Source organism: Dyadobacter sp. CY312 (assembly GCF_021390535.1).
Lineage (GTDB): Bacteria > Bacteroidota > Bacteroidia > Cytophagales > Spirosomataceae > Dyadobacter.
Window position 1 is genome coordinate 293,593 of sequence record NZ_JAJUXG010000013.1, and the last position, 14,478, is coordinate 308,070.

Consider the following 14,478-nt stretch of genomic DNA (forward strand, 5'->3'; position numbering starts at 1 on the left):
TATAAGAGGTATCTGCCATTCCCTTGGATTCAGATATACGCACATGTAAGGCATTAACAACAATTTCTTTACAAGCAATTTACAAGTTCTCTGTCAGCTTCTTCAAGACAATTGAAGGAGAAACATCTCCAACCGACAGTTACTGAATGACCTGAAACGATTGGTAACAGTAAATTCCCTTCTTCTCCAAACATACTTACCCCTAATTTGACGATTTGTTCCATATTTCCATTTTTCATGTACCGTACTTTGCTAAATAAAATCATATTATTTATTCAGCAAATCATATATGTTCAATGTTAAAGTACGATCCCCCTGATTGATAGTTTACCGCTGAGACCGAAAGTGTAGGCCTCACGATTTAATGGTTTTCGCGAATTTCTTGCCAAATAATTAAAATCAATCTTTCAACGAATGAAGAAAATACTACTCAGGTTATTTAATTCAGCTGTAATCATTGCTGGTTTAACCTTATTTCACTCCACAGTTTTGGCCCAGACAATAAATGCAACGGTCAAACTAAACAAAGATGTTTCTTATCAGAATATTACGGGCTTTGGTGGGTTTGTAAATAGTCCTCAATTCGGGTACAATCACATGAGTGAGGCTGAGATAAGGAAAATGTGGGGGCCTGAAAGTGAAGCAGGATACAACATCATGCGCATATACATACCTATTGGTCAGGAAAACTGGTCGCAATCTCTGGCTACTGCTCAGCTTGCTAAATCACTGGGCATAAAGGTATTTGCCTCACCATGGTCTATGCCAGCGGAGTGGAAAACCTACAATACCACTGCTTCCCGCTACACAAACGATGCGGGTAATACCGTTCCGGTGTATCTGAGAGAAGAACATTATCCCACTTACGCCCAATACCTCGATGACTTTGTTACTTATCTCAGGACAAATGGCGTGGAACTCGATGCAATCTCTCTGCAAAACGAGCCTGACTATCAGGTGGATTACGCTGGATGTATCTGGACGCCTGCACAGATGGCTAAATTCATCAGAGAACAGGGTGATAAAATCAATTGTAAAATCATAGCTCCCGAAACCGTAGGTATCACAGACAATTACGCGACCGCTTTCATGGATCCCGCAGTACTGGCAAATCTGGACATTTTCGGAGGTCATCAATATGGCGTTATTCAGCCCGGTTTGCTGAATGTGCAGGCTCAGGGAAAAGAAGTGTGGATGACAGAATTCCTGATCAACTGGAACCCAACCGGTACCTCACGTAATTTTAACTGGCAGATAGACGCCTTTGATTTCGCTTCCAAAGTAAATGACGCGTTGCTTGCCAATGTAAATGCCTGGATTCACTATGCGACAAAACGCTATTATGGCCAAATGGGTGACGGCCTTTTCGGAACTGTTGAAGGCGAAATAACCAAGCGTGGACATATTTTGTCTCACTATTCTAAATATGTTACGGGAGCAAAACGTATCCAGAATATCTGGAATGACAATACCTCCCAGCTGAGCGGCTCTTCTTATCTCTCCGCAGACGGCAATAAAGTGTATGTAGTCGTGATCAACTCCTCGGCCAACGCCTATAATCTGTCCGTGGATTTACCATTTCTGTCAAACTCAGGGGAAGCAATAACGACCACTGCGTCCACGAACATGGCGGAAAGCAGCCTTGCATTTGCAGGCGAAACAGCCCGTCCTAATGTGAACATTGGGGCGTCAAGCATCACTACGCTTGTGTTCGATAAAAGCGGAGAAAGGGAAGTTTCCGAAATGGTTAGTGAGCTGATCAACTATGGAAAAATTGAAGGACAAACCGTCACCAATTCTGCTTTTGGTACAAACTACAGACTGAGTGGTAAAACGGTTTCCCATAAGGTCGATATGCCATTGCTGAGCGCTAACCAGAATGCAGGGAATGGATACATTCAACTAAGCCAAAAATTTAACAAGCTGGTATTCCGGGTAGAAAGTTTGTTATCCAGCAATCTTTATACATCCAGTAACACCACTCTGTATTATGTCAACAAGGCTGGTGAAGTGGCGTCGCATAATTATGGCACTTTCAACTTTACTAACAGAAACAATTTTGACTGGGTTTTCGATATTTCGGAAGATGTCCTTCCTGACGGGTGTACCGGGATTATCGCTATTTACAATGGTAACTACAGTTCACAACTTACCTTTAAATTCCAGAACGTTTATCTGGCAATGGGTAAAGAACGGGGTTACAAATTCTCCGGGCCCTACAGCAATACGGACAGCTACCTTTTGGATAGTTTTGACGATGTCACCTATACATCATTTGACTTTACAGGAGCTATCGATATCACTACCGATACCGACTGGCATACTGCTGCTAAAAACAAGAACAGCGTATTTTACACGCAAAGTGACGTGCTTAGTAATGGAACAAACGTGATCAACGGATCAATTTGTGAAAAACTGGAACTTAGCGACATGGGTGGAGATTTCTATCCTCCTGTTGGTTTCACTTCTAATACAGCCAAGTACAATGCTACATTAAATGGATTAAAAATGCTCGTCTTACCATTCGAAGCCGATATCCCGACAGGTGTGAAAGCATACACGCTGGAATTTACCGATTCGAAAGTCACAGGTAAAATCATCATTGACTCCAAAATACCGGCTAATACTCCCGTATTGGTAAGTGGCATTGGCACATTCACTTTTGAAGGATCCGGATCCATTTCGTCATCTGCAAACCTGAGGATAAGTGGGGCGCAAAACGGAATCAACAGTAATGCCCGCACGATGCAGGTAGGTATCACAGCCGGGGTGTACATCGGTATTAAAGCGCCAATCGGTGGTTATTATCTGAGCAACGGCAGCGGAACACCTTCATTTAGCCGAATCACAAGTACTTCCCAGCCAACCGTCGGTTCCTTTGATGCGTATCTTGCACCCGGCCTGGCAACAACTGCTGCCAGTCTGGAACTTTTTCTGGACGAAAGTGCTCTCCCCGTTCGCCTTGGAGCATTTACTGCCAAGTCTTCTGAAAATGGAGTACGTCTGGAATGGAATACCTATTCTGAAAAAGACAATGCAGGATTTGATATTGAAAGAAGTAAGGACGCCATAAAGTTTGTCAGAATAGCATCCGTTGAAGGACTTGGAAACAGTGATATTGAAAACCATTACACCTTTAGTGACAATTCTCCGCTTGCAGATATCAGCTATTACCGTTTGAAACAAACAGACGTAGATGGGACGTATTCATATTCTCAGGTAAGATCGGTGAAAAACAATGCAACATCTGTGGTTGCATATCCGAATCCGGTAAGAGATTTGCTCACGATAGATTTTAAAGGAAATAAGGTTGACGGAAAACTAGTCATTGTCAATGTACTCGGTCAGGAAGTTCGTCAATCTACTTTAAGTGGATCAGGACACAAAGAAATTGATGTCTCGAAACTTCCATCAGGCATTTATTTTTATCGAATTGACGGCTTCAAAGGATCATTTGTAAGGGTTGATTGATGGTTATTAGAATTACGCAGTTGATTTGATACCACATAAAAAAGGGGCGTCTCCAAAAAATTGGAGGCGCCCCTTAGGTGTTAGAAAACTATCGTAAACGTGATAAAAATTGCGGTTTTACTATGTTCAACAATTAAACCATACTGCAAGCAATACCAGGATAAACCCTAATTTGATCGACCTTGAATACCAGCAATCCATCCCACCAACAGTTAATCAACTATTTTAAGAGTTATTTCCCTCTTAACACATCGGGGCACACTGAGCTGTTTTCACGTTTTAAAGAGCGCTCTGTGAAACGCCGTCACTTTATTTTGCAACAGGGGACGTGTGCAGACACTTTACTTTTGTTGTATCAGGATGTTTTAAAATGTATACTGTTGACAAAAATAGAAATGAACATAACATCCAGTTTGCCGCGGAAAATGACCGCACAGCAGCCAGGAGGATTTTTGATCTGTCCAGTTTTTACTCAGAAAAGCCCAGTTTGTTTTACATCGAAGCCTTAGAGCCCTCACTGATCCTTCAAATCGAGCATAAGGATCTCCTGGATCTTTTTACGCACCACCACAAGTTTGACCGAAATTTCCGGATCATCATAGAGCAGAAATTTATTGAACTCCAAAACCGGTTGCTCGGCAACATCAGCTCCACAGCCGAAGAAAGATACCTTGCATTTCTGGAACAATACCCGGAACTATCCAACCGGATTGCTAATACACAGATCGCATCCTACCTGGGCATTACGCCAGAATTTCTCAGAAAAATCCGGAAAGATATCACACGGCACGGTTAACTCTTAAACTATATTAAGTGTATTTCTTAAGATTGTTTATGGGTCGGCATGGGGACAAAGGCGTAATTTTGCACTTCTTCAAAGACAAGCAGGGACCTTTTTGTTCTTAAAAAGATCATCAATCATGGAAGATCTATTGCTACTAGTTCAATGATGTAAACCAGCAGTAGGACTGCTCGACAATAAAAAACCATTAAGATGACAACAGACACAAACAATCGCATCATGCAGCGTTTTATTACATTCATTAATTCTGCCAGCGAAACACTAGCCATAGAACTTATTTCCCAGGATGCTCTATTTTATGTACCGGGCCAGCCCGATCCCATGCAAGGTCCTGCAGGGTATCTTTCAATTATTGCCATGATGCGAAGCGGTTTTCCTGACATCAAGTGGACATTGGAAGACATGGTTTCTGAGGGTGATAAAATTGCTGCCCGCTTCACTATGCGCGGGACCCATCAGGGTAATTTTTTCGGTGTACCGGCGACAGGAAAACTTATACAGGCGCAGGCAATTAATTTTTATCATCTTTCTGATGGCCGGTTTGTCAAGGAATATGGCCAGCCCGATATGCTTGCCATTATGGCCCAGATTGGAGCGGTACCTTCAAGGTAAACAGAAAGTATTTCTCCCATCAACGGCTTTTCGATGCCCGAAAGCATAACATCAGGCCGCAAACGCTTTTTTGTTTCCAATCAGAGATAGGATGTTTTCAGCAAGGATGGAAAAAATATCCGTTGATGAGCCGGAAATAAAAAGAAGGAAAAAGCATTAACCGGAGTGTCTTCACCAAATATGAGAAGGTTAAGAACCGGATGTCTCCAAACTTTCTACCTCTTTGGTAAATATCTCATGTAACCGCTCGTAGATGTGGTATTGCCAGATTTAGTTTACAGCGCTGTCGGTCCGCCGCGGGGCTTGCAAGGAAGGGCGAATAGAAGCTGGTTGATCGCCCGAAGCGGTCAAAAGTTCGGTAATGAGCAAGAGCTACTTGTGCTTAAAATTCGAAATGAGTTCAACTATAGAAAACTTAGAATTTGCTCCCGCTCGCAATCTGATTTCCCCATTTCAGGATAGCATCTAGTACCGGAATGAAAGTACTTCCAAAATCGGTAAGGCTGTAAACCACTTTGATTGGCGGTTTTTCCCCATAGACAACCCTTGAAACCAACCCATCTTTTTCAAGCTGTTTCAATTGAAGGCTAAGCGTCATTTCTGTCACTGTTGCCATTTCTTTTTTCAACTGGCTATATCTCTTGCTTGAATCTTTCAGGTGATAGAGGATCACTGTCTTCCATTTACCACCCACCAGATCCATCGCCAGACTGACGGTACAAGGATAGCTCTTGTCGCCATTTTTTACATAATCGCTTGCGCACTCAACCTTCATGCTCTTCTTTTTTAGCACCTATCCAAACTGATAGTTATTGTAAACCTAAGATACTCAATTTAGTTTTGCAACTATAATTATTATAGTACAATAAATCTGATGTAGAATGGCATTAATTATCTTAGGACACCCCGACTTTGCAAACTCATTAGCGAACAAAACGATTATCAGTGAGATAGAAACAAGTGGCTTAGAGGTTGAGCTCAGAAATTTATCAGATCTATACCCCGACTTTAAAATTGACTCAAAATCAGAACAGGAAGCTTTGCTAAGACATAATACAATTGTGTTTCAGTATCCTGTTTACTGGTACAATATGCCAGCCATTCTCAAACACTGGTTTGACCTGGTATTTGAATATCAATTTGCCTACGGCAGTCAGGGCGATAAACTTAAAAACAAAAATTTCCTGCTAAGCTTCACCGTCGGTGCACCAGAAGAAGGCTATCAGGCGCTGGGAGAGCACCATTTTCGGGTACATGAGTTTTGTAAGAACATGGAACAGACAGCCTATTATGCCAAAATGCAATACTTAGACCCGATCTATTTTCATGGAACATCGGTGGCGGCAGGATATACGAAAGAGGATATCATCAATAAAGCCAGGGAGCATGGTCAAAGACTTATTGAGACTTTGACCATGCTGGATTGATCACGGAGCGTATTGCTGAGCAAATGGGGTGCAAAACACAAGGCGTTGCTTTCTAAGGTCCCGGAATTTTCTACCTAAAAATTTAAAGAACCGCCACTAAAACAAAGACAGCAATTCTGATTTTGCTGTCTTTGTATAGGTTAAACTTTAAAAAATGAATTTATCAGCTCTGGGAGCTGTGGCGCCGAAGCGCCGGGTATTAATTATTTACCAGTTTCATAGCGCCCACGCTGTAACGCTCACCCGTGTTGGGATAGCGTCTTACCAAATCATCTATCGCGGCCAAATCTGTGTCTGACAAACTCACATCAACCGCACCGGCATTTTCTTGCAGATATTTTCTTTTCTTAGTGCCAGGGATAGGGATAATGTCCTCGCCCTGAGCCAACACCCAAGCCAAAGCGAGTTGAGCAGGTGTGCAGTTTTTATCGTTAGCAAGAGCAGCGAATTCGCTCACCAGTTTACCGTTATTCTCCATATTCTCCTGCTGATAGCGGGGCAACGTGCGCCGGAAATCTGAGTCTGCCAAAGAAGATACATCAAGTGTATTGGTGACCAATCCTCTGGCCAGTGGTGAATACGGTACCAGGCTAATGCCCAGCTCACGTACTGTTTGAAGGATTTCTGATTCTACATCACGGGTCAATAAGGAATACTCACTTTGCAGTGCAGCGATCGGATGAACTGCATTGGCCTTTCTGATAGATGCTGCGGAAGCTTCACTTAATCCAAGATAACGAACCTTACCTTCTTTTACCAGATCGGCCATTGCACCAACGGTCTCTTCAATAGGCACATTCGGGTCAACCCTGTGTGCATAGTAAAGGTCAATGGTATCAATCTTCAAACGTTTCAGGCTTTGTTCTACAGCAATTTTAATCCAGGCTGGCGAACCATCAAAGTAGGTTCCGGTAGCACTGCTCGGACCAGCGACGCCATCTTTAAACCGGAATCCAAATTTGGTGGCAATAAATATTTTGTCCCTGTTTGGGACCAGTACTTTTGATATCAACTCCTCGTTGGCACCATTGGCATACATATCCGCAGTGTCCCAAAAGTTGATACCCAGGTCCAATGCCTTTTCAAGTGTTGCAATACTTTCCTTGTCATCCACAGGACCATATGCGAAGCTCATTCCCATACAACCCAACCCTATCGCGGATAACTGCTCATTTGTCTTTCCAAGATTTCTATATTTCATCTTACTTTGATTTTTGTTCCCTGCAAAAGTAGGAAGGCACCACGTAAGCAGTTTATAAATATCAAACACTTCCTTATACTATTCAAACAACCGCATTCCTCAACCGGTTAGGCGGCATACCGGTCTGTTTTTTGAAGAAAATGGAAAAATAAGAAGGATATTCAAAGCCAAGACTATACGCGATCTCGGACACATTCCAGTCTGTGTGCTGCAAGAGGGCTTTTGCTTCTTTGACAACCCTGGCTGCTATATGCTCCGTAGTGGTTTTGCCGGTAACCTCTTTCACAGATCGGTTCAGATGGTTTACATGTACCGACAATGCTTTGGCATAATCGACAGGACTTTTCAGGTTCAGGCTTATTGTTGGCGAATCAATCGGAAACTGTCTTTCCAAAAGCTCAATAAAAAGTGAGGATACCCTTGCAGCACCATTGGCATAACTGCCGAACTCTTCCGCTGGGCTTGCCTTCATGGCTTCGTGTATCAGTAAATGCAGATAGCTACGCAGAATGTCATATTTGTGCACATATTCAGATGCTATCTCTACCTGCATTTTTCCAAAAATAGAAGCTATCTCATTAACCTGCGTATCATCCGGAAAGAAGACCGGATTACTGCCCAGCTTGAAAAGCGGCGATTCAAGCAAACTGTTGATGCGTTCACTATGCTGAACAAAATCTTCTGTGAAAAGGCAATACCATCCTGATTGGGCTTCGGATTCGGCTTCCCAGGAATAAGGTACAACAGGATTCGAAAACAATAATGCAGGTCTGTCAATCTGTATCCATCTGTCGGCATAGAAAAGCTTACCCGTCCCAATGATGAGCGACACTTTATAAAAGTCCCTTCGGCTGTATGGCGTAACCACGGAACAATTTTCACGGCTGAAAATATTGATATGTCCCAGTCCTGCATTATTAAGGGTCATCCCATCAGTAAGGTGCCCAGGCTGCCTTTTATAAAAATCTACTACGCTCTCTGATTTTTTCATTCTATAAAATTATAGAATTCAAACCGATAATGAAAAACTAGCATGCGAAGAAATGAAAAAACCTTCTCTTCCAGCCGGCGGAGTTCAGCGCTTGACAAGGCAAATTTTTTAAACTTATCTCTTAAGTTTTAATTCAGCGAAACGGTCCGAGACCAGCCGCCTTTTCTTGGCGCAGTTGACAAAAAGCTATATCGAGATCGTCAAATTATGTATGGAACCTCGCTTGCTCAGATCTAAATTTCAGCAAGCGAGACACAGCAGTCGTTAAAATAACTTTAGACTCGGACTGCTCAACAGACAACTCAAACACCGATCAACCTGTAAACAAAGAGAAGCCATTTCAAACTGTTAAAATTATTGCAAATAATACAATCATGTAAATTTATTACGCAACCGTTTTTTACATATGATAGAGTAATCAATTCATTTCAACAGCATACGTTTTTGGCTTCTTTTTCTTCTTGTTGCGTCCCCACCATATATAAAATCCGGTTACGGGCAAACTGGAACAGAACAGCGAAACCAAGGTAGCAATAATTTTAGTGGTAATTCCGTAAATACTTCCTACGTGAATGGCGTAATTGGAATTTCGGAATTTAGCCCCGGTTGTTTTGTCTTCGTGCCTGACGGTGAAATAGAGATTTCCGTTTCGAGCGTCGTAATGGTGAAGGTCCCAGGTATCCCAACCTGAATTGCCATCGTACCGGATTACACCCAGAAATTTTTTCTCGGTCAGAAAAAAAGAGATTTTGTTCCATTCCGTTTTCTTGGTCATCATATCCATAAAGGCCCGGTCCAGTGGATTGGCTTCGATTTGTCCTTCGGGTTTTAAGGCAGGGACTTCATTGATCACTTTTTTAGGATCATTGCCGAGCAATCGGTAAATGCCATCTTCCCACCATTCGAAACTCCACACCAGGCCTGTTACGGCCAAAATCAATATAAAAATTTGTGTGTAAAAACCACCTACATTGTGTACGTCATAATTCACCCGCCGCCATTTGGCATTGAATTTGATTTTAAACCGTTGCTTTAAAGCACCTTTATTTCTTGGCCACCATAATATCAGACCCGTAATGACCAAAACGAACATGATCAGCGTGGCGATGGCCACGATCATGTGGCCAATGTCATATTGTAACAAAAGCTGCTGATGCATAACGCGCATTAACCATATCCAGTTTGTTTCCTGGTCCACTACGCCCAGCACCTGGGCCGTATATGGATTTACATATACTGTATTTGCATATTCAACTTCGGAAAATGCATTCCAGCCTTCATCTTCGGCATGTTCCATTCCCGAAAATATATAGGCCCTTTTCGGATCACTTCTAATCTCGACTTCTTCAAGTGGCTGATTGGCCGGGACACTTTTCTGTGCTACTTCGAGCAATTTGGTAAGCGACTGCGGCTGCTTTCCGTTAGGTTCCACAAAAATGAGATCGTGGTAGTACAGGTCCGTCAATTCCTTCTCCCAAACATAGACCGTCGCAGGTAAGAAACTCAAAATGACCACGATACCTACGGCCAGTCCGAGCCATAAATGAAGAACCGAAGCAATCTTTTTTACAGTCATTGTTGTGAGTGGTAAAGCTAAAAATCAAACTTACCAGCTGAGCGGATCCGGCTGATAAGTTTAATGTAATAATCTGTTATTAAGGGATTAGTCGTTAAATCTTGAAATCCAGTTCACATAATCTAATCCTTTGATCTCCAATCCCTTGACAATAGCGCCCGAGGCGATATCATACGTGTACACAAAATGCCCCTCAGTGGATGAGGAAACCGCGATATACGCTTTTCCATTTTCCACCCATACGGGAGAGGTGCGGACACCTTTGTCCAGCGGCAGGTTGAGTTTCGTACGCGTTTTGGTTACCAGGTCAAGCACATAATATTCAAAGACATCCGTTGCAGTATAATCCTCGAAAGTTTTCAGCAGATCAGTCCGTCCCATCCGGGTAAGCGCTTTGCCATTTCCAAGATCCCAGAGACCGTAATACTCCCTGTTTCCACTACTGACCGCGGAAAGATCGTAGAAATAATCCGTATCAAAGGAGTCCTTACCATTGCTCACGCGGTAAATCGCGCTTGGCTTTTTGGCATTGATGCCCCAGCGGTCCCCGGTATTGGTCAGAAAATAAACATTGTTATTGTAAGTTACAGTCGAAGGCAGGTCGCTTCCGATGGCTCCCGGATAAGTTGATCTTGTGTCTTTCGAAATAGTAACTTTATCCAAAGCCGGGTAATTTACTGCGGCAAGGTAAGCCGTGTCGGTCACGTTCCAATCTGCATTAAATATGGAGAATCCAATGTATAGTTTATTGTTTCTAAGCACCAGTGAGCCTACCGAAAGATCATTATCCGTTTTACCAATAGCCTGGCCCGTAATCGTTCCCGACTTGGTTACTGCCATTGTCTCCACATTGATTATCGAGTAGCTGAAAATGGGATCAGTTCCCGTTGGGCTTGCATTTTCAAGCATCAAAGTTTTATCATCCAGCCAGGCATAGGTAACAGAATTACCTGTAACCGGAATTTCGGCCACGGTCGTAAGCGCCTTGTTCTCGTATTTGTACTTGGCAAATTTACCGTTCGTCCTTTTGTAGTAGAATCCGTTTTTAAACCAACGGCTCCATGACGTGGTTTCCACACCATTCCCAACCGAAGTAACCGAGCCTTCCGATAGCGTACCGGACGTCAAAAGATACAACGTTGAAGGATTATTGACGCCTCCAACGATCATAAATTCGTCACCCTCGGGTGTTTCAGGAATGGGTTCAGTATTGTCTTTGTCTGAGCATGCAGACATTGCAAACAGTGAGCCCAATGCCGCCATGATGCTTAAACAAGTGGTTTTATTCAGTCCTTTCATTATGGATTTTGTATTAATTATTAAAAGATGTTACGATACATTATTGGAGAAAATATCTCAGTTTGACATTGAAAGACCTGCCTGGTTTTTGCAGTCGGAAATTGTCAAAGGCAAGCTCGTCGAGCAGGTTTCTTGATTCCAGGGAGATGTTGTATTTACCATTTTTTAAGGAATAAGAAATGGTTGCGTTGTGAATGAGCTGAGTGGGAATGCGGCTTTTAGCTGGCTCGTATCCGCGGCTTGGCCAGGTGAGGTAAAACCAATGGACATACTGGCTGAACCAGTTGAACTGTAACCGGTCACTTTCCCGGAAGACGTCATTTTTGCCCAAACCAATATCTGCATTGGCATATAGCCAGGGCTGGTTCGGAATACGGTCTTGATACACGGCCGATTTTCTGTCAATATTAGTTGCATCGGTGTAGCTCGCATTGAAATTGGCAAAGACCAGGTTTTTATAACTGTATTTCAACTCGCCGTCAAAGCCTTTAATGGCCACTTTCCCAACATTGGTATAACTTGAAAATGTGCCACCAGGAACAGCATTGATGAAATCCTTTGCGGTGCGTGAAAAGGCAGCGGCTTCAAGGGTGAACTTGTGATGACTTATTCTTTTGGTAAAGTAAGCACCTACATTGATGTTGTCGCTTTCTTCGGGCCTCAGGGCTGGACTGGCCAAGACGGAGATGCCGTCACCAAATAATTCTTCTACTTCCGGCAACCGGAATGCGTGTTCGAAAGAAGCCTTTAAACCGACACTTTCAAAGAGCTTAAAGCGGGTAGCAGCCCCGTAACCAAAAAAATGCCGGGTATCTTCTGCTTCCTGCTTCACATAACCGGAACCATTGTAGAAAACCGCTTCACGGATGTATGTGTGCAATTGATAATGCTTGGCAAAAACAGAACTCGTTAATCGTTCATTCAGGAAATTACTCTGCCAGGACAATCCCAGAATCCCTTTTCCCAGCTTGTTAGGAACATCCAGCGCGTTGCCTTCCTGGCTTGCATTTTTGTAAGTATTAATTCCCTTGCGCTGTCCGGCATTCAAATTGTAATTGAGTCCCAGCGCATTGTTGGCATTAAGCTGATAGCTGAGATTGGTTCTCAGGATTGCGAACTTGTTGGTGTATTTAAAAACCGCGAACGCCCCCTGTTCACTGAAATTCTGATTGATAGCTGTAATTTTCCCATCCCAACCATAGCGGGAAGCAGAAGTGTCCACAGTGGTCGTATTGTTTGTTGCGTAGGTTGCAAACAGCGTCGCTGTCAATCCTTTAACAAAAAAGTTTTCCTTTTTGTATTTCAAAGTCGGCATTACAAAATGACCAAACGAATGGACTTTTCCATACACCATATCCTGGTCCACACCTGTTTGCCTTTCCTTATACTGATCCGAATACAGAAAACCGATCAATATCAAATCGGCCCACTTCTTATTTCTCAGGCCCACTTCAACCTGCCCCATGGCAGAATGGAACGCATCGTTGAAGCGCCTGAAATCCCGACGGACAAATGCGCCGTTTTGCTCTATTTCGACGCCCCTCATCAGGTAATTGTTGTCGGCATAATTGTAAAAACCGCTCGCATTAATCACAAAGCCTGTTTTTTCATCGCTATAACTGCCATTTAGTGAAGCTCGGTGCGTATTGAAAGAGCCGTAACTATAACTGGCGTCCAAAAATCTTTTGGTATTTTGAGCAGTTACAATATTGACAGCACCGCCCAGGGCATCGGCGCCAAGCTCGGCCGGGACCACACCTTTGTATATTTCTATCCTTTCGGCAAGGTTTACAGGAATGTTGTTCAACGACATAGCACCTCCAAAATTTTCCATCGGGATACCATCAATGAAAAATTTGACCTGTCGGCCGGAAAGGCCATTCATGGAAAAATTAAAATCGGAGCCGAGCCCCCCATTTTCGCGTATCCTGATCCCTGAACTGGCATTCAGGATCTGGTTGATATCCCGATTGGAATTGGCAAATGCTTTAACATCAATAGCATTAACATTAAATCCGGTTTCTTTGAGTTGCTGCGCTTCTGTTTTCCCCAGAATTAAAGCTTCCTCCATACTGTGGGCGTCGCTTTTCAGCACAAATTCAAAAACCAGATCTTGTCCAGATTTCAATGTAAAATCTTTTGACTGGCCGATGTAACCCACTGAGGAAACCGTCATCGTAAACCGACCCTCGGATAATGAACTGAGTTCGAATGATCCGTCGTCCCGGGTAGCCGTTCCAACAGCGGTGCCTCTAAGGCTAATACTGACCCCGGAAAGTGCAGTGCCGTCGTCGGCATGAACATGACCGATAACCTTCAAAGATTGACCGGAAACCTGAAATAGTTGAAACAGTAAAAAGAAAGTGGTTAAAGAAAGAAATTTATGAGAGTCCATTATTTATGCTACTTGTATTTTGAAAAGGCGCAAACAATGCATCTTTGAATACAAGTAGCACGAAAAGACTTTTACCGAAGGTGTGTCGTCAATTTTTTTTTACGACCTAACATTGTGGCGAATTTTCAGTAGCTCTTCAAAATGTAGCCGTAAAAAAAGCCAAAATTGATCCATTGACTTACAGGCTGTTTCGACCAAATTTTACTAAAATTCAAGTGATTGAGCGCTTTAGAATCCTCTTTATTTCCCGTAGCCTTTCCGGCAACGGAATTCCACTTGGCAGGGTGTCAGAGCCTTTTCGTTGAGATCTCGTTTGAAAGACCATCCACTGTCAATCGAAGGCAGACATATCACATACCATCGGCGTTTTGGGTTTCTTTAAGAAAAAGAAAACCCCGAAGCTTTTTTCTAACATAATACAAGCATTTTAGTTGAACAAAGTTCGAACTGCTATGCTTGCAAATCAAGATGTAAATCAGGTAAACATCTTTATTGTCAATTAGTTACAATCATTTTAACGCGTCTTTTTTTTAGAACCAAAGACGCCACGGATGACGTGATTGAATTTTGTGGGATCAAGTCAAAATGTTGGGGACTAACTTGGATTAAGCATATAACTGAGTTAGACGATACAGGAAGAATTCAACGTTACGAACCCCTCTGAACTGACTTCTAAATGCCTTGATCTTTGCGTTGAAGGACTC

General features: G+C 42.9%; 10 protein-coding genes and 1 pseudogene. 4 read left to right on the forward strand and 7 right to left on the reverse strand.

Annotated features, from left to right (window positions below; translation table 11 throughout):
* Positions 1–414 precede the first annotated feature (414 nt).
* From LZG71_RS19590 to LZG71_RS19600, 3 genes are all read left to right on the forward strand, one after another.
* Positions 415–3,471, forward strand: a complete 3,057-nt coding sequence (locus LZG71_RS19590) for a T9SS type A sorting domain-containing protein (RefSeq protein WP_233823206.1) — start codon at positions 415–417, stop codon at positions 3,469–3,471.
* A gap of 370 nt (positions 3,472–3,841) precedes the next feature.
* Positions 3,842–4,267, forward strand: coding sequence for a Crp/Fnr family transcriptional regulator (locus LZG71_RS19595; protein ID WP_233823208.1), 426 nt, complete (start codon positions 3,842–3,844; stop codon positions 4,265–4,267).
* A gap of 198 nt (positions 4,268–4,465) precedes the next feature.
* Complete coding sequence (locus LZG71_RS19600) at positions 4,466–4,885, forward strand: ester cyclase (RefSeq protein ID WP_233823210.1); 420 nt, start codon at positions 4,466–4,468, stop codon at positions 4,883–4,885.
* 415 nt (positions 4,886–5,300) lie between these two features.
* Here the strand turns inward: LZG71_RS19600 and LZG71_RS19605 are convergent, their stop codons facing one another.
* Positions 5,301–5,660, reverse strand: coding sequence for a helix-turn-helix domain-containing protein (locus LZG71_RS19605; RefSeq protein WP_233823212.1), 360 nt, complete (start codon positions 5,658–5,660; stop codon positions 5,301–5,303).
* Positions 5,661–5,766: 106 nt separating this feature from the next.
* On the opposite strand from LZG71_RS19605, the gene LZG71_RS19610 reads away from it, so the two are divergent.
* Positions 5,767–6,312, forward strand: a complete 546-nt coding sequence (locus LZG71_RS19610) for an NAD(P)H-dependent oxidoreductase (RefSeq protein ID WP_233823214.1) — start codon at positions 5,767–5,769, stop codon at positions 6,310–6,312.
* A 199-nt stretch (positions 6,313–6,511) separates the two neighbouring features.
* On the opposite strand, the gene LZG71_RS19615 is transcribed toward LZG71_RS19610, so the two are convergent.
* The 6 genes and pseudogenes from LZG71_RS19615 to LZG71_RS19640 form a co-directional block, all read right to left on the reverse strand.
* On the reverse strand, positions 6,512–7,513 hold the full coding sequence (locus tag LZG71_RS19615) for an aldo/keto reductase (protein ID WP_233823216.1): 1,002 nt from the start codon (positions 7,511–7,513) through the stop codon (positions 6,512–6,514).
* Between the two features lie 82 nt (positions 7,514–7,595).
* Positions 7,596–8,504: an AraC family transcriptional regulator gene (locus LZG71_RS19620; protein ID WP_233823218.1), complete on the reverse strand. Its 909-nt coding sequence runs from the start codon at positions 8,502–8,504 to the stop codon at positions 7,596–7,598.
* 418 nt (positions 8,505–8,922) lie between these two features.
* Positions 8,923–10,080, reverse strand: a complete 1,158-nt coding sequence (locus LZG71_RS19625; protein WP_233823220.1) for a PepSY domain-containing protein — start codon at positions 10,078–10,080, stop codon at positions 8,923–8,925.
* A gap of 87 nt (positions 10,081–10,167) precedes the next feature.
* Positions 10,168–11,379 carry a DUF4374 domain-containing protein gene (locus LZG71_RS19630; RefSeq protein ID WP_233823222.1) on the reverse strand — a complete coding sequence of 404 codons (1,212 nt, stop codon included), beginning with the start codon at positions 11,377–11,379 and terminating at the stop codon, positions 10,168–10,170.
* Between the two features lie 40 nt (positions 11,380–11,419).
* Complete coding sequence (locus LZG71_RS19635; RefSeq protein ID WP_233823224.1) at positions 11,420–13,774, reverse strand: TonB-dependent receptor; 2,355 nt, start codon at positions 13,772–13,774, stop codon at positions 11,420–11,422.
* 605 nt (positions 13,775–14,379) lie between these two features.
* Positions 14,380–14,478, reverse strand: a pseudogene (locus tag LZG71_RS19640) (DDE transposase); the annotation flags it as partial.